Source organism: Synechococcus sp. MU1648 (assembly GCF_023630615.1).
Classification (GTDB): domain Bacteria; phylum Cyanobacteriota; class Cyanobacteriia; order PCC-6307; family Cyanobiaceae; genus Parasynechococcus.
The window spans coordinates 1-15,003 of the sequence record NZ_JAKUHI010000004.1; the positions used below are offsets into that span (position 1 = coordinate 1).

Annotated in this window: 19 protein-coding genes and 1 tRNA gene; 11 read left to right on the forward strand and 9 right to left on the reverse strand. The window is 58.9% G+C overall.

Going from position 1 to position 15,003, the window contains the following annotated elements; genetic code table 11:
* The 5 genes from NCN06_RS05980 to aroC form a co-directional block, all read left to right on the forward strand.
* Positions 1 to 186 (forward strand): hypothetical protein (locus NCN06_RS05980; protein WP_250398733.1); only part of this gene is annotated, 186 nt, incomplete at its 5' end.
* Between the two features lie 24 nt (positions 187 to 210).
* Entirely contained in the window at positions 211 to 1,194 is a 984-nt protein-coding gene (locus NCN06_RS05985) for a hypothetical protein (RefSeq protein ID WP_250398734.1), read from the forward strand.
* A 43-nt stretch (positions 1,195 to 1,237) separates the two neighbouring features.
* The gene (locus tag NCN06_RS05990; RefSeq protein WP_226398415.1) at positions 1,238 to 1,996 is read left to right on the forward strand and encodes an aspartyl/asparaginyl beta-hydroxylase domain-containing protein; all 759 of its coding nucleotides are present in this window, start codon (positions 1,238 to 1,240) and stop codon (positions 1,994 to 1,996) included.
* Positions 1,993 to 2,451, forward strand: a complete 459-nt coding sequence (locus tag NCN06_RS05995) for a cupin domain-containing protein (protein WP_226398414.1) — start codon at positions 1,993 to 1,995, stop codon at positions 2,449 to 2,451. Before NCN06_RS05990 ends, NCN06_RS05995 begins: the two co-directional genes overlap by 4 nt.
* Before the next feature lie 39 nt (positions 2,452 to 2,490).
* The gene (aroC, locus tag NCN06_RS06000) at positions 2,491 to 3,585 is read left to right on the forward strand and encodes a chorismate synthase (protein WP_226398413.1); all 1,095 of its coding nucleotides are present in this window, start codon (positions 2,491 to 2,493) and stop codon (positions 3,583 to 3,585) included.
* 25 nt (positions 3,586 to 3,610) lie between these two features.
* Here aroC and NCN06_RS06005 read toward each other — a convergent pair whose 3' ends face one another.
* The 5 genes from NCN06_RS06005 to NCN06_RS06025 form a co-directional block, all read right to left on the reverse strand.
* Complete coding sequence (locus tag NCN06_RS06005; RefSeq protein WP_226423021.1) at positions 3,611 to 4,078, reverse strand: hypothetical protein; 468 nt, start codon at positions 4,076 to 4,078, stop codon at positions 3,611 to 3,613.
* Positions 4,079 to 4,140: 62 nt separating this feature from the next.
* Entirely contained in the window at positions 4,141 to 4,842 is a 702-nt protein-coding gene (locus NCN06_RS06010; RefSeq protein ID WP_226423022.1) for a bifunctional 4-hydroxy-2-oxoglutarate aldolase/2-dehydro-3-deoxy-phosphogluconate aldolase, read from the reverse strand.
* The gene (gene ftsH, locus NCN06_RS06015; RefSeq protein WP_166015592.1) at positions 4,814 to 6,664 is read right to left on the reverse strand and encodes an ATP-dependent zinc metalloprotease FtsH; all 1,851 of its coding nucleotides are present in this window, start codon (positions 6,662 to 6,664) and stop codon (positions 4,814 to 4,816) included. Before ftsH ends, NCN06_RS06010 begins: the two co-directional genes overlap by 29 nt.
* 43 nt (positions 6,665 to 6,707) lie before the next feature.
* Positions 6,708 to 7,880, reverse strand: coding sequence for a sulfate adenylyltransferase (gene sat / locus NCN06_RS06020; RefSeq protein ID WP_226398410.1), 1,173 nt, complete (start codon positions 7,878 to 7,880; stop codon positions 6,708 to 6,710).
* A gap of 107 nt (positions 7,881 to 7,987) precedes the next feature.
* Positions 7,988 to 8,818 carry a photosystem II manganese-stabilizing polypeptide gene (locus NCN06_RS06025; protein WP_166015594.1) on the reverse strand — a complete coding sequence of 277 codons (831 nt, stop codon included), beginning with the start codon at positions 8,816 to 8,818 and terminating at the stop codon, positions 7,988 to 7,990.
* A gap of 156 nt (positions 8,819 to 8,974) precedes the next feature.
* Here NCN06_RS06025 and NCN06_RS06030 point away from each other — a divergent pair, with 156 nt between their 5' ends.
* Positions 8,975 to 9,244, forward strand: coding sequence for a hypothetical protein (locus NCN06_RS06030; RefSeq protein WP_226398409.1), 270 nt, complete (start codon positions 8,975 to 8,977; stop codon positions 9,242 to 9,244).
* Here NCN06_RS06030 and coaBC read toward each other — a convergent pair.
* Entirely contained in the window at positions 9,217 to 10,503 is a 1,287-nt protein-coding gene (gene coaBC, locus NCN06_RS06035) for a bifunctional phosphopantothenoylcysteine decarboxylase/phosphopantothenate--cysteine ligase CoaBC (protein ID WP_226423023.1), read from the reverse strand. The genes NCN06_RS06030 and coaBC overlap by 28 nt on opposite strands.
* On the reverse strand, positions 10,493 to 10,693 hold the full coding sequence (gene isiD / locus NCN06_RS06040) for a protein IsiD (protein ID WP_115024981.1): 201 nt from the start codon (positions 10,691 to 10,693) through the stop codon (positions 10,493 to 10,495). The genes coaBC and isiD overlap by 11 nt, the downstream gene beginning before the upstream one ends.
* 66 nt (positions 10,694 to 10,759) lie before the next feature.
* Between isiD and NCN06_RS06045 the strand changes: the two genes are divergently transcribed.
* The 5 genes from NCN06_RS06045 (at position 10,760) to NCN06_RS06065 (ending at position 13,364) form a co-directional block, all read left to right on the forward strand.
* Positions 10,760 to 10,832 (forward strand) — tRNA-Ala (locus NCN06_RS06045).
* Between the two features lie 8 nt (positions 10,833 to 10,840).
* Entirely contained in the window at positions 10,841 to 10,978 is a 138-nt protein-coding gene (locus NCN06_RS06050) for a hypothetical protein (RefSeq protein WP_170952199.1), read from the forward strand.
* 43 nt (positions 10,979 to 11,021) lie between these two features.
* A complete protein-coding gene (locus NCN06_RS06055; RefSeq protein WP_115024980.1) occupies positions 11,022 to 11,222 on the forward strand; it encodes a DUF8635 family protein in 201 nt (66 codons plus the stop codon).
* A 175-nt stretch (positions 11,223 to 11,397) separates the two neighbouring features.
* The gene (locus NCN06_RS06060; protein ID WP_226423024.1) at positions 11,398 to 11,778 is read left to right on the forward strand and encodes a DUF565 domain-containing protein; all 381 of its coding nucleotides are present in this window, start codon (positions 11,398 to 11,400) and stop codon (positions 11,776 to 11,778) included.
* A gap of 71 nt (positions 11,779 to 11,849) precedes the next feature.
* A complete protein-coding gene (locus NCN06_RS06065; protein ID WP_226398406.1) occupies positions 11,850 to 13,364 on the forward strand; it encodes an NAD(P)/FAD-dependent oxidoreductase in 1,515 nt (504 codons plus the stop codon).
* Here NCN06_RS06065 and NCN06_RS06070 read toward each other — a convergent pair.
* Both NCN06_RS06070 and NCN06_RS06075 read right to left on the reverse strand, forming a co-directional pair.
* The gene (locus NCN06_RS06070; protein ID WP_226398405.1) at positions 13,304 to 14,353 is read right to left on the reverse strand and encodes an aspartate carbamoyltransferase catalytic subunit; all 1,050 of its coding nucleotides are present in this window, start codon (positions 14,351 to 14,353) and stop codon (positions 13,304 to 13,306) included. The two genes, NCN06_RS06065 and NCN06_RS06070, sit on opposite strands and share 61 nt — an antisense overlap.
* Complete coding sequence (locus NCN06_RS06075) at positions 14,350 to 14,991, reverse strand: DNA-3-methyladenine glycosylase (protein WP_226398404.1); 642 nt, start codon at positions 14,989 to 14,991, stop codon at positions 14,350 to 14,352. Before NCN06_RS06075 ends, NCN06_RS06070 begins: the two co-directional genes overlap by 4 nt.
* Between the last annotated feature and the right edge of the window lie 12 nt (positions 14,992 to 15,003).

Consider the following 15,003-nt stretch of genomic DNA (forward strand, 5'->3'; position numbering starts at 1 on the left):
CCCTCGACCTGGCTGCTGCTGAGTCCACTCCTGTGGCTCTGCAGGCTCCTGCCATCGGTTGATCTGGAATCAACCTGTTCCTTCTGGAACAGACCAAACGATTCAGATCAACTGAATCGGAAAGCCCTCGCCGCAAGGTGGGGGCTTTTTGTTGTGATCCTGCTCTTGCTCGCCTTGATTCCGTAAGGTTCCGATCAATAGCGACCTGGCATGGACAACAAAGCCAGCAACGCAACCAGACAGGTCATCTCCGAGCAGGCTGAGACAGCGATAGCAGCTCAAAAGTGGAGCCGTCTTCGCACGATTGGTAACCGCTTTGAGCGGGCCCGCTGCTACAGGGATTGCTGGTTCGCTCTGGCACGGGCATCTGAGGCAACCACCGATCACCAACTCCCGATTTGGCCAGGTCCAGACGAGAGCTGCGAGGGAGTTCTTGTGCTGCCAACCACCCGGGATCTGGGTGACGAGTTGCGGATCCTGAGATTTATCGGTGACCTGAAGGCCCACGTCGCCCAGGTCGTCGTCTTAACGGATCCACGACTCCATCCACTCATCGAAAGGAGCTTCCCTGGGGTTGTCTGCTGCAGACCTGATGGAAGACAGAACCAGGTCGGGCTATCCCACATGGCAGCCCAAGAACGGCTTGCCTACTGGTTTGGAGCCGATGAACAACAGCTGCAGCATGGCTTCCGAACACTGAAGGCTCCCACAACCCCAGAGGAGGAACCCAAAGGCATCGGCATCAGCTGGTTTTCTAAATCAAGAAACAAGAAAGATCGAATGCCCGCTGTCGAAGACTGGGCTTCAGTTCTCCGGACCATTCGACAACCGATTCAGTCGCTTCAATACCTGGAGAAACCGGCTCGCATCAAAGCCTTACGGGAGCTGAGTGGACAACGCATTCGCTCATCACAATCCATCGACCAAATGGTTGATCTGGATGGATTCGCCAGACAAGTGGCCGGAGTACGCGGCGTATTGACCATCAGCAACACCACAGCGCATCTGGCTGGTGCCTTAGGCATTCCCTGCGCTGTCATTCTCGACAACGGCTCCATCACCAACTGGCCCGATCTCGGCGAAACCACCCCGCTCTATCCCTCAACGCGGCTGATCCGCCGCGGCAGCGATGACTGGGCCACAACCCTGCGGCGGGGCTGGCGCACGCTGAGGGGCTTGATCCCACCCAAGTAGACATCAGCATGCAAAGCTCCTCGGTCAAGAGAAGCGGCAGAGCGTGAGCAGCCCAACGGCCAAGCGGAAACAACGCAATCCAATCCAACGCGTGATTCGCTGGGGTCCATGGCATTACCGGTTCTGGCGTGAGATCGCACGCTGGTGCTACGAACAATCCCTGCACAATCCAGCGGTGGTTGCAGCGGACGAGGGCTTCCCAGCCCATCGGCAGCTGTTGGAGTCCTACAAGCAGATCCGTCAGGAAACTCTGGAGGTCGCCCTATCGGGGCGCCTGCCGGCCAACCACGAAATCATGCAACAGCAGCGCACGCTGTATGAATTCGACCGCAAGGTCTGGGGAATGCTCCCCTTGCGGGGCTATGGCTACAACTACCCCGCCAATCAGGCGCTGATCCCTTCTCTGCGGAACTTTCTGCAGCACCACCCCGACGTCGTTTCAGCTGCCGTGAGCCTGTTCCCCCCGGGGAAGGTGCTGAGGCCTCACAAAGGGCCCTTCAAAGGGGTTTGGAGGTATCACCTGCCTTTGTATGTGGAGAATTTTGGTGATGGCCGAAGTTCCTGCGAGCTGATGATTGATGGGCAGAACTATTACCTGAAGGAAGGTGAGGGATTTCTCTGGGATGACACCTTCTTGCACTCAGCCATCAATCGCTCCAACCAGCCAAGAGTGGTGTTGCTGTTCGACGTCTTTCGCAAGGATCAACCGATTTGGCTGATCGGGATGAGCTGGATCTTCCTCTGGGTGGCTCAGATCTGGCAGCACGTCCAGAACATGCGCCAGCGCGCAGGTCTGCAATGAACCAAGTGGAGACCCTGATCCAACAGCTGCAGTTGATTCCCCATCCGGAGGGAGGTTGGTACCGCGAGTTGCATCGCAGCCCGGAGCAGGTTCAACGCCAAGACGGGGCCGAGCGATCGGCATTGACGGCCATTCTCTTTTTGCTGCCAGCCGGTGCCATCAGTTGCTGGCATCGCGTAATCGGTGCCGACGAAGCCTGGACGCACATTGATGGAGCCACTCTGGAGCTCTTTCAGTGCCAGGCGAATGGCACAGCGCTGCAACGGGACCCACTGAATGCATCAAACCCTGTCCAAGTGGTTCCAGCCAATGCCTGGCAGGCGGCGCGCAGTATGGGTGAGTACACCCTGGTGAGCTGTTGTGTTGGTCCGGGATTTGACTTCTTGGATTTCGAGATGGCTCGGCAACAACCCACGACAGACCGTCTGAAATTGCCCCATCCGGAGTTGATCTGAACCGATGGCTTCGTAGCCTCATCGCATCGATCAATGGCCATGGGCAGCAGCTTCGGCGACCTCTTCCGGATCAGCACCTTCGGTGAATCCCACGGGGGAGGAGTGGGCGTGATTGTGGAGGGCTGTCCACCACGGCTCAACCTCAGTGTCGCGTCAATTCAGGCCGACCTGGATCGACGGAAGCCTGGGCAAAGCCACATCACAACCCCGCGAAAAGAAGCGGATCAGGTGGAAGTCCTCAGTGGCCTACTGGATGGAGAAACCACCCTGGGGACCCCGATCGCCATGGTCGTGCGCAACAAGGACCAACGGCCAGGGGATTACAAGGACATGGCGGTCGCCTTTCGGCCATCCCATGCCGATGCCACATATCAAGCCAAATACGGCATCCAGGCGCGCAGCGGTGGAGGTCGTGCGTCAGCACGGGAAACGATCGGGCGCGTCGCTGCGGGTGCGATCGCAAAGCAACTGCTGAAACAGTCCTCAGGGACTGAAATCCTGGCCTGGGTCAAGAGGATCCACAACATCGAAGCCTCCGGGATCGACCCGCAGGAGGTTCAGCTGAGCGACGTGGAATCCAACATCGTGCGCTGTCCGGATCCAGCGGTGGCCGAGCAGATGATTCAGCGGATTGAAGCCATCGGCCGCGAAGGAGATTCCTGCGGTGGGGTGATCGAATGCGTGGTGCGCCATCCCGCCATTGGCTTGGGAATGCCGGTGTTCGACAAGCTTGAAGCCGATCTCGCCAAAGCGGTGATGTCGCTGCCCGCAACCAAAGGATTCGAAATTGGTTCCGGCTTCGATGGCACGTTGCTGAAGGGCAGCGAGCACAACGATGCCTTCCTACCGAGCGACGATGGTCGTCTGAAGACCGCAACCAACAACTCCGGTGGCATCCAAGGGGGAATCAGCAATGGCGAGCCGATTGTGATCCGGGTGGCCTTCAAGCCAACGGCGACGATCCGCAAAGAGCAGCAAACCATCGATTCCGATGGCAAGGCCACCACGCTTGCGGGGAAAGGACGGCACGACCCCTGTGTTCTGCCCCGGGCCGTGCCGATGGTGGAGGCCATGGTGGCGCTCGTTCTTGCTGATCACCTGTTGAGGCAGCAGGGGCAATGCAGCCTTTGGTGAGCAGCTCCCGTCAGCTCAAGTGACGTCAGACGGAAGCAACAGCTGAACTGCCGTTGGAGCTAACGACCGCTCCAACGCTTTTTGCCTTCGCCGCGCTGCGGGTCCGAGTGCGTCGAGCGGGCTTTTTGCTGGCCTGCGCCTTGGCTGAGGCAGGTTTTTTGGCAGCCATCGTTTTCTTCACCGTCCGGCGTGCCTTACCGGTCGTGGCACGACTGCGATGGCTCAGCACGAGAGCCCATTCCTCATCACTGAGAGTGGAGGGTTTGCTGCCGTGGGCATAGGAGAGCTTGGCTGCCTTCTCGATGTCCTTGATCAAATTCGTCCAGGACGTGGCAAAGCGCTTGTCTGACTGCGATTTTGCACCACTTTCAACCAAGGTCTCCACAACCCCTGCAGCAGAAACCTTTTTGCGCCGGCGATTGAAGATCTCCTTTTGAAGCTGAGCGATCAGGGCATCGGCCTTGTCGCTGAGCTTGATCGTGAGCTGCGACATGACGCAGTTAGATAGCTATCTCATCTGTAGCATCTTGGACGCATGTCAACAAGTCGGTGGCATCAAGCCTGAGTTGTCGATTGGCGCAACCAGTCGAGAAGTGCTTGGAAAGCAGGCGGCGAGCCCACAACCTTGCGCCCCAAGGCCACGGCACCATGACCAGCCTCAAGCCAGACAGGAATATCACCCACCTCAAGGCCACCCGCAGCGATCACGAAGGGCAAGGGGCCGAGAGGCGCATGCAATCGCCGCCAGTACCCGGGCCCAAGGTTGGCTGCGGGAAACAGCTTGACGACACGACATCCGAAGCGCAGGGCCTGATGCACTTCCGTAGGGCTAAAGACGCCAGGCACCAACAAGAGTCCAACCTCCCTGGCTTGCTCCACTAGGTCTGGAGACCAGCAGGGAGCCATGGCATAGCTGAGGTTTAGGCATGACAGATCATTGAGCGCCTGAGGAGAGGTCACCGAAGCCGCTCCCAGATTCAAACCGGGACATTGATCCTGAACCCGTTGCATGAACTCGCCCCAGCCCGGCTGATTCAGCCAGGCCACCTCGAGATGGCGCAGACCTGCAGCGTGAAGTTGCTGCACTTGATCCAACAGAACGGATCCCGATGCTGAAGGCCCGAGATCGTCGGGTTCAGGCCTGACGACCAATAAAAGAGGCTGGTGCTGCAGGGATGCCACGAAGAGCTCCTGCCGCACCAGCCAAGGGTTGGATGACGAATCGAAATCAGACGTATTCGGCGACCCGGACGTCACGTTTGATCAGAAGCTCCTGAAGCTCTTCAGCATCAACAGTCTCCTGCTCAACGAGCATCTCCGCCAATTCATCAAGAACGACGCGGTTGTCGACGAGAACCTTGGTGGCGCGCTTGTAAGCCACATCCACCAGCTCAGAGACCTCCTTATCGATCATCGCGGCGGTTTCCTCAGAGAAATCGCGCTCGGCCGCAATATCTCGGCCGAGGAACATGCCGCCCTGAGCACGACCCAGTGCAACTGGCCCCAACTCGTCGCTCATGCCAAAGCGGGTGATCATCTGACGTGCCGTCGAAGCGACCTGCTGCAGATCGTTGGAGGCACCCGTGGTGACCTCGTCTTCGCCGTAAACGATTTCTTCAGCGACCCGACCACCGAGGGCAACAGCCATTTGGTTCTGGAGGTAAGCCCTCGAATACAGACCCGACTCCATCCGCTCCTCACTGGGGGTGAAGAATGTCAAACCACCAGCATTGCCACGGGGAATGATGGAGATCTTCTGGACAGGGTCGTAATCAGGCATCAGGGCACCCACGAGAGCATGACCTGCCTCGTGATAGGCGACAAGACGTGCACGACGTTCGCTCATCACCCGATCTTTTTTCTCCGGACCAGCCATGACCCGTTCAATGGCATCGCTGATCTCGTCGTTGCTCACTTCCGTGAGTTCACGACGGGCCGCGAGGATGGCGGCTTCGTTGAGAAGATTGGCCAGATCAGCACCGGTGTAGCCGGGTGTCCGACGAGCAACCTTGTCGAGATCGACATCCTTGGCCAATGTTTTGCCACGGGCGTGGACACCAAGAATTTGTAGACGTCCGGAATAATCGGGGCGATCAACAGTGACCTGACGATCAAAACGACCGGGGCGCATCAAAGCTGCATCCAGCACATCAGGGCGGTTGGTGGCCGCCACGATGATGATGCCGGTGTTGCCTTCGAAGCCATCCATCTCCGTGAGGAGCTGGTTCAACGTCTGCTCGCGTTCGTCGTTACCACCACCGAGGCCTGCGCCACGCTGGCGACCGACAGCATCGATCTCGTCGATGAAGACGATGCAAGGGGCGTTTTTCTTCGCTTGCTCGAAGAGATCGCGAACGCGGCTAGCACCAACGCCGACAAACATTTCGACGAACTCAGAACCGGAAATCGAGAAGAAAGGAACACCTGCTTCCCCTGCAACTGCTTTTGCCAGCAGTGTCTTACCGGTTCCCGGAGGGCCCACAAGCAAGACACCCTTTGGAATCTTGGCGCCGACAGCCGTGAAGCGATCGGGGTTCTTGAGGAAATCGACGACCTCAGTGAGTTCAAGCTTCGCGCCTTCAATCCCGGCAACATCGGTGAAGGTCACCTGGGTGGAGGGTTCCATCTGGACCCTTGCCTTGCTTTTGCCGAACTGCATGGCGGGATTACCGCCGCCACCGCCTTGGGCGCGACGGAAGAGAAAGAACAGACCGCCAAGCAAAAGGATCGGGAAGATCAAGCTTCCAGCTGCCTGCTGCCAACCAGGTGTCTGGCGAGAGGGTTGAACAGCGATATCAACGCTGTGTTCGGTCAGCAAGCCGAGCAGCTCACGATCTGGAGCCAGATTGACCTGGGCACGGCGGCCGTCGTTTTCGACCACCTGAGCCGTGCCCTGATCGGGCGCAATCAGCACACGGCTGATCTGGTCATCCTTCACCGCCTCAACGAACTCGCTGTAGCGCATGGTGTTCACCTGGGGCTGGCTGCCACCACCACCACCAATGAACGCTGGTGCAATCACAACGATCGCCAAGACCAGAAGGGCCCCGAGACCGATATTTCGCCAACGCTTGTTCACAGGTCGCCTCGTAGATGAAGGAATGTTAACGTGTTCTCAGTCTTCAGGAAGCGCGGAGCACCTCAACCACGCTCTTGAAGGCGAACCATTCGGGAATTTCCTCCCCGCCGCGCAGCATCTTGCGGAACTGGGTGCCACTGAGCTTCTTCACGTGCAGGCCACGGGCTTCGGCGTGCTCCGCCGTCACATAACCCTCTTCCTGGGTGTAAACGAGGTTCAGCGAAGGAACCGTTTCCATCGTGAGCTCGGGCGCACACTCCTTGGCGAAGTTCTGAGCGTCGTAGGGGCCGTAGAAGTCGTCACCGGTCAGAGACGATTTGCAGCCCGCCATATCGCGACCAATGATGAAGTGAGTGCATCCGTAGTTGCGGCGGATGATCATGTGCTGAAGGGCTTCACGCGGGCCTGCCATATGCATCGCGTAGGGCAAATAGGCCCAGCGAATGCTGTCGTTGTTGACTTCAGCCGCAAGACGCTCATAGGTCTGGAAGCGAACGGCACCGGGGATGTCGTCCTGCTGCGTGGGGCCACAGGTCGGATGGACCAGCACCACAGCGTTGTCGCTGACGTTCTGTGCGTGCAAAGCACGGGTGAAGAGTTCGTAGTGAGCGCGGTGAATAGGGTTGCGGCACTGGAACGCCACCACGTCCTCACCTTCAGGCAGCCCTGCCCGCACCTCTGCCGGGGTCTTGCAGGGGAACACCCGCTCGGGGAGAGCGAGACCCTTGAGGCTTCCACCCAGATAGAAGCGCTTGCGCTCCATCGTGATCATCCGCACCGCAGGATGCTCAATGGAGGTGGTGCCGTAGCAACCCTTGGCTTCGGCCACTTTGTCGGGCTCCCACTTGTCCTCCACCTCGAGAACAGCCAGATTCTGGCCCTTGTAGGTCAGCAGCAATGTGTCACCGACCGTGACGTCATCGCGGTCGGTGTCCATGACGATCGGCAGGCCGAACAGCTGACCTGCAGCAAGACGATGACCATTGACGACTGAGTTGTAGTCCTCCTGGTGCATGAACCCACGCAAGGGTGAGAAACCACCAACGCAGAGCAACTCAACATCGCAAGCGTTGCGATCGGAGCACTCGATCGTTTTGGTTGCGGAGGCTTTCACGGCGGCACAATCAGCATCAGCCACCATCAGATCAACCAGAGTTCCGCCGTAGGGAGCGATCACACCGGATCGCTGGGCGGGAGCGGAAGCACTGGCGGTCATGGCTGCAGAGAAAGATCGGGCGATTCTCCCAGATCAGCGGAGGATTGCAACGGATCAAAAAAAAGGGGGCCTAAGCCCCCAAACGCAACCTGTTGTGGTGCGTGCGATCAGGCCTCTTCAAGGCGGCCATACAGCTCGCCGGTGATTTTGATATCGACCACTTCACGACCACCCATATCGGAGTCGGAGGGCTGGATGGCGCTGAAGACGCCAGCAAATTCCCCTGTTTCAGGATCGACCTGGGTGATGGAGAGGCTCATTGTTCCAACGCCATCGATATAACGCTTGTTGTTGTCCTTCTCGAGTTTCTCGTCGTCGCCACCAAGGGCGACAAGTCCCTGGGCGTACTGAACACCAGTGGTGAGTGCACGACCCTTGGGATCGATGAAGTTGCTGGTGCGGTAGCTCGGCGTGCGATAGGTGCCTTCGAAGTCTGTGCTGGTGGTCAGAGCAGCACCTTCAGCAGTGGCATTGAGTGACTTACTAGAGAAGGTGAAGGGGAACTCCTCACCACCGGGCACCAGAACAGTGATCGGCTGAAAGTCGATACCGCCCTTCTCCTGGAATTGGAGCCCCGCTTCTGTGACGGTGAGATCTCCGAAGACAGAGTCGAGACTGGACGTGTAGCGGGTCAGGATCTTGCCCTCGACGAATTCAGCCTGCTGACGAATGTTCTTGGGCTCTTCCTTGGCGTAGACCTGAACGGGATGCATACAGATCTCGCGCAGCTCGTAGCTCCCACCAGCAGTCAAAGGAATCGAGCCACGAGCTGAGTCCCCGATGGTGGGGCAATCGTTGGCTTTGCCGGTGTTGTGGATGTCGTCGTAGGTGACATTGGAGGCACCACGCTGAACAGCTTGACTGTCGCCGCTACAGGCCGTGGTGAAAAACGCGAGGCAGAGCGCCAGCACGACGGCCAGCAGAGGACGAATGCGCATGGAAAAAGCCAGTCGGCTGAACGCTAATGGGGACGGAATGCCGTCGAATCAGGATCCTACAGGGCGAAAAATGGCGACAGGGCTAGCCTTTTGCAGCTCTAAACAACTTGTCGAAAGCGCGTGACCTCAAACGATCCAGCCTCGACCAAGGAAAGGATGGCTCCTTCGCTGGCCGCCCTGGGCGAGCTGGCAGAAGAGTTGCGGGGAAATCCGGAAGCACTTCTCATCCTGCTGCGCGAACTTGAAGCCCTGCATCGGGATGTTCAGGACGGTCCATTCCGCCAGAGCCTTCCCGAAAACCGCCAGAAATTGTTCACATTGCTGCAGGGCATGGAGAAAAACGGCGGCTGGCCTTACATCCCAAGGCTTCAGCTGCGCACCTTCATCGACCTGCTCGGTCAGGAATCCACCAACGCCGCGGCCTGATCTCGAAGCTTGAACAAGGCATCCAACAGCTGGTGGGCAAGCGTCAGCTTTGTCGTCACAGGCAGGTTCCGGTTCCAACCTTCCCCCAACAACCAACCTCCATTCGGTTGGTCACCAAAACCCTGACCATCACGGTCTACGGGATTCACCATCATCAGATCACAGCCCTTCTGCAGGCGCTTGCTTTCAGCCTTCTCCAACAGATGCGTGTCATCACCTGTTAGCGCTGAGAATCCGAGAACCAACTGTCCAGGCCGGCGTTGACGGGTCAGATTTGACAGCAAATCAGGCACTTCGGTCCAACCGGACGACAAAACATCCTGAAGCTGCTTTTTGGGCATTTTTTCCTCAAAGCCAGCTTCCCGCCGAAGGTCAGCAACAGCGGCAGCCATCACAAGCACATCAGACGTCGGCAATGCCAGTTGCAGTTCTGAGCTGAGCTGAGCCGCACTCTCGACCGGCGTGCACTGCAACCCCTCAAGCCAGGCATCGGGGAGATCCAACGGACCATGCACCAACTGCACGGTTGCCCCTCTGAACCGTGCAGCTTGCGCCATGAGCACTCCCATTCGACCGCTGCTGCGGTTGCTCAAAAAACGGGCCGCATCAATGGTCTCCTGAGTTGGTCCAGCCGAGACCAGAAGAGAAATCCCCGACCAATCACAGGTAGCGACAGGAGCATCAGGGCCTCGGCTGAAGACAGATTCCGCCGCCAACTGAATCAAGGTCGGGTCAGCCATTCGCCCATCACCGACGCGGTCGCAGGCCAGAAGACCGGACATCGGCAACAGAGGGACCACTCCTTGAAAGTCTTGGATCTGCAGCCAGTTCCGTTGCACCGCAGGATGGCGCCACATGGCGGTGTTCATTGCGGGAGCCGCGATGACCGGACCTTCCGTTGCCAACAAGACGCTGGCGAGCAGTCCATCCGCTGAACCCTGGCTCCAGCGCGCCAGGCTGCTTGCACTCAAGGGCGCGACGATGGCCAACTCCGCCCACTCGGCCAATTCGATATGAAGCGGCCGGGGCGCCGTGGGGTTCCACTGGTCCGCTTCGAGGTAACAGCGATGGCGGCTCAGGCTTGCCAGAGCAACGGGGCTCACCAACGCAGCACCACTCGGGGTGACAAGGCAGCGAACTTCTGCGCCAGCCTTGACCAGGGCACTCACCAACAACGGCGTTTTCACCGCAGCAATACTGCCGCTGACGGCCACCAGCACACGCCGCCCGTAGAGCGAAGACGCCTTGTCAGTCCTCATCGAAGGGTTCCTGGTCCACCAGGTGGTGGTAAGGCAGGATCAGTTCGGGGCGGTGGATGGCCAGCGCACGAAGAAGGTGCCAGTCAGACAAGCTGTCGAATGGCGAGGGATAGTCGTCCTCTTCGAGGCGACGGGCAAGTTCTGCCGTCGACGTCTCGTCAAAAGCATCCAGCCGTTCCTGCGTGAGCATCAAGCAGTCATCAGACGCTATTGATGACATTTTGACGCAGGCTGTGCCAGCTAGCGTTAGCCATCCGGGGAATTAGCTCAGTTGGTAGAGCGCTGCGATCGCACCGCAGAGGTCAGGGGTTCGAATCCCCTATTCTCCACTGCGTTTTTGCAGCGTCGCCTTCCACTGATCGGCCTGTTCGTCCTTGTGCTGTTCAGCACCGTGGCACGACCAACAGCCCTCCTGACCTTCGCACTCCTTGCCGCTGCCGGTGCGATAAGTCGCGCCCCATCACGCCGGATGTGACCCTTTATGAGGTAAAAGGGTGTTAAGTAATCCCCTGTAGCCGATGTCGCAATCGAAGCGAGAGCAGGTCGTTAGTCATCTGCGCTACATCCGCCAGGAACTGCGTGAAATGCACCAGGGCGTGATGGAAGACGGTTTACTCCCCGAGGCTGGCGAAGTGCGGGGTGTGATGGCGCAAATGGAAGCGCTGCTGGAGCTCCTCGAAGGCAAAGCGTCCAGAAAAGCGAAAGCTGAGACTAAATAGCCTGAAGCGCAACCTCTTGCCAAAGCCTCCAACGCTGGCTTTGCTTCGCCAGTCCCCATCACTTGGCCCGGGCTCGTCCCGGGTTTTTTATTGAAATCTGCTATCAGTAGTGTCTGATGCCTGCACACTGCCTAGGTGTGGTGTAGACAGGATGCGGCAGGGGCATGGCCGGGTGATGGGGATCACTGGATTCAACCCTGCCTCTTCCCCCGAAATCAATGCCGTGCGACGGCTCCAATCCACCCGATTGCAAACCAACGTTGGTACAGCAATCCAGAGACTGGATCGCTGGTCACGCAATCCCTGGCGGAGATTGTCTTTATTGGCCCTTGCAGGCCTGATCGGATTTCTGATCGGTAGCGCGCTCACCTCCGTCGCCGGTGCTCTCAGTCAAATGGACCCAGTGGCTGCACTTCTGGTGGTGCTGGGTGCTGAACTCACGATTCGACGACGACGCAGTTCAAAGCCCTCGCTGAAACTGCCGCAGCAACTGCTGGATCTTGGTCGCATTGGCTTTCTCTACGGTCTTTTTCTCGAAGGGTTCAAGCTGATCTGAAGCGGAAGAGTTCAAAGCAGACAAAAGAGATTGCGGTTCATACCCTTCGGGAAGAATCCTCCGGGCTGCAGATGGCAAGCAACCATTACTTCCTGGAGCTTGAACCACCTGCCGAGCGCTTGCGTCATGCCCCGCATGTGGTCATCGTCGGCGGCGGCTTTGCCGGGGTGCATGCCTGCAAGGCCCTGGCCAATGCCGATGTGCGCATCACCTTGATTGACAAGCGCAACTTCAACCTGTTCCAGCCGCTGCTGTATCAGGTGGCAACCGGATTGGTCTCAAGAAGTGACGTGGCCACGCCTCTACGCGAACTGGTCGGCCAGCAAGACAACGTCCAGGTGCTGCTGGGTGAAGTCACCACGGTGAACCCAGAGGGCAAGCAGATCGTGTTCAACGGCAAGACCTACAGCTATGACCATCTGATCCTGGCGACAGGGTCGGGCAGCACCTACTTCGGCCATGAGGACTGGCGCACATTTGCGCCCCCAATGAAAATCCTCGAACACGCCGAAGAAATACGTCGCCGTCTGCTGATGGCGATGGAGCAGGCAGAACAGACACCGAATCCCAAGGCTCGCCAATTCCTGCAAACGGTTGTGATCGTTGGAGCTGGGCCCAGTGGCTGCGAAATGGCTGGTGCCGTTTCAGAGCTGATGCGTTGGGCCTTGAAGGATGCGTTCAAGCAGCTGGATCCCCAGAAAACGCGGATCGTGTTGGTGGATCCCGGCGACAGGGTGCTGAAAGCGATGCCGGCGGAGCTCTCCGAAAGGGCCCTGAAAGCCTTGGAACAAGATGGCATCGAATACATGCCGGAGAGCCGCGTCCAAACCATGCGGCCCGGAGAGGTTGTGATCGGTGGACCCAATGGAGACGTTCGGGTCCAAGCTGCAACGGTGATCTGGACCGCTGGCGTGAAGGCATCGCATCTGGGGCAGAAGCTGACGAATGCAACCGGTTGCGAGGTCGATCGCGGTGGACGGGTCGTGGTCAACCCCGACTTCTCGATCCCAAGCCACCCTGAGATCCGGATCGCAGGAGATCTCTCCAGCTACAGCCACACCGTGAATGGCAAGCCGCTTCCAGGAATGGCGGCTCCCGCCAAACAGGCCGGCACGTTCATCGGCAAGGACATCGCAGCGATCGTGGCAGGACACGCCCGCCCCACGTTTCGCTACGTCGATTTCGGCAGCATGGCTGTGGTTCATGGCAGTGCCGTTGCCGACCTGCATGGCTTCAAATTTTCAGGACGGCTGGGCCTGCTGCTGTGGGCCATCGTTCACCTGGCCTTGATACCAAACCGAGAGAACCGAATCACCTTGAGCATCAAATGGCTGTATGCCCTGGCGACCCGGCAACGTGCCTCCGTTCTGCTCACAGGCATGCCCAGCCAGCATCTTGCCCTTGATGCAGAAGATGCTCATTTCCCGATGGCCAGCGGAACGGGCCCGTCAATCGCCGAACCCGATGCCGCCCTCAAGGCAGCGATGGACTACTACGCCCACCAACTCTCTGGTCTCCCTCAAACTCAGGAGCTGCTCGACACCAAGGAGGCCTCCGTGGCGGATTCAGAGGCAGCCATTAAATAGAGCAAGGCCATCCGGGTGGGCACGCCGTTCCTGACCTGCTCTTCCACAAGGCTGACGCGTGGGTCATCCAAGAGCGACCCAGTCAATTCAACGCCTCGGTTCACCGGACCAGGATGCAGAACTGGAACATGCTGACCGCAGAGCTGCATGCGCTCATGGCTCAGTCCGAAGTCGCGGTGGTAGCGCTCCAGGCTGGTGAGCAACTGCTGGCCCATCCGTTCCTTCTGAAGCCGCAGGGTCATCACGGCATCTGCTCCTGGCAACGCATGTTCCAGGCGCCGCATCACGCTGACCTTGCCCCGCTGCGGCACCGGATCCTTGAGCAGACCTGGGGGCGGAGCATCAACGAAGGCCACAAAATCCTCTGGGACGAGGCTCGGCGGGCCACACAACACAACGTCAGCTCCACAGGCCGTCAAAGCCCAGAGATTGGAACGTGCCACCCGCGAGTGAAGAATATCGCCGACAATCACAATGCGACGCCCCTGCAGCGCTTCCGGCATGGGGTGCTGAGGGGAGAAATGCCGAGCAAGGGTGAGCAGATCCAGCAGTCCCTGACTGGGATGGCTGTGGAGACCATCACCGCCATTGAGCACGACAGTGCGCTCACCCATCTGCTGCAGATCCAACGCCAGTTGCTGAGGCACACCGGTAGAGCGGTGGCGGACCACCAACACGTCGGCACCCATGGCCACGTAAGTGCGCGCCGTGTCGAGAACACTTTCCCCTTTGCTCAGAGAGCTGCTGGAGGGTGAAAAGCTCATGACGTCTGCCGACAGACGTTTGGCCGCCAGCTCAAAACTGCTGCGGGTTCGGGTGCTTGGTTCAAAGAACAGCGTGGCCACCAAGCGGCCTTGCAGCGCAGGAAGTTTTCGGGCACCGGTGATCGGTAGCGAACGAAACCGCTGGGCCAGCTCAAGCACCGCAGCGAAGTCTTCTCGCGAGAACGACGCGAGATCAAGAACATGCCGATGCGGCCAGCCACTCATGAAGGTTGCTCCAGCGATGGCGTCCAGCACTGTGCCTTGGGTGGCATGCGATCACCCCGGGCTCGCCTGCTGACACTGCGACTACTCCGCAGATACCAGCGCCACGGGGTTGCTGCGCCCTGGGAGATGCCGATCCGCGTTGTGGTCACAAGATCCTGGCTGGCAAACGTGTCTGACCTCAGGGCCATCCACACCTCATGTTCGCCCGTCACCGGACAACTGTCATCACTGCGATCAAGCCCAAAACGTCGCGCGAGCAAACCGGGGCCTGCCGCGATCCGCTCCGGTTCATCAGGAAGGGCCACCGCGCGCAGCAACACACCGTTGGCCCACTCCCCCCGATCGGTGACCACGTTCACGCAGTGGTGGATGCCGTAGCTCACATACACATAAAACCGCCCTGGCTCACCGAACAGGGTTTCGTTTTGAGGCGTCCTGCGCCGATAACCATGACAGGCGGGGTCGTCCTGGGAATACGCCTCAGTTTCGACAATCACGCCCCAGAGAAGGCGTCCATCGTCTTGGCGTTTCACCAACCTGCAACCGACCAACTCAGGACCCACGATCTGAGCTGGACGCGCAAAGAAACTGAGCGGAAGCGAAACGAAATCGATGACAGCCTGCCGGCTGGCGGCCACGCTGGTTCCAGC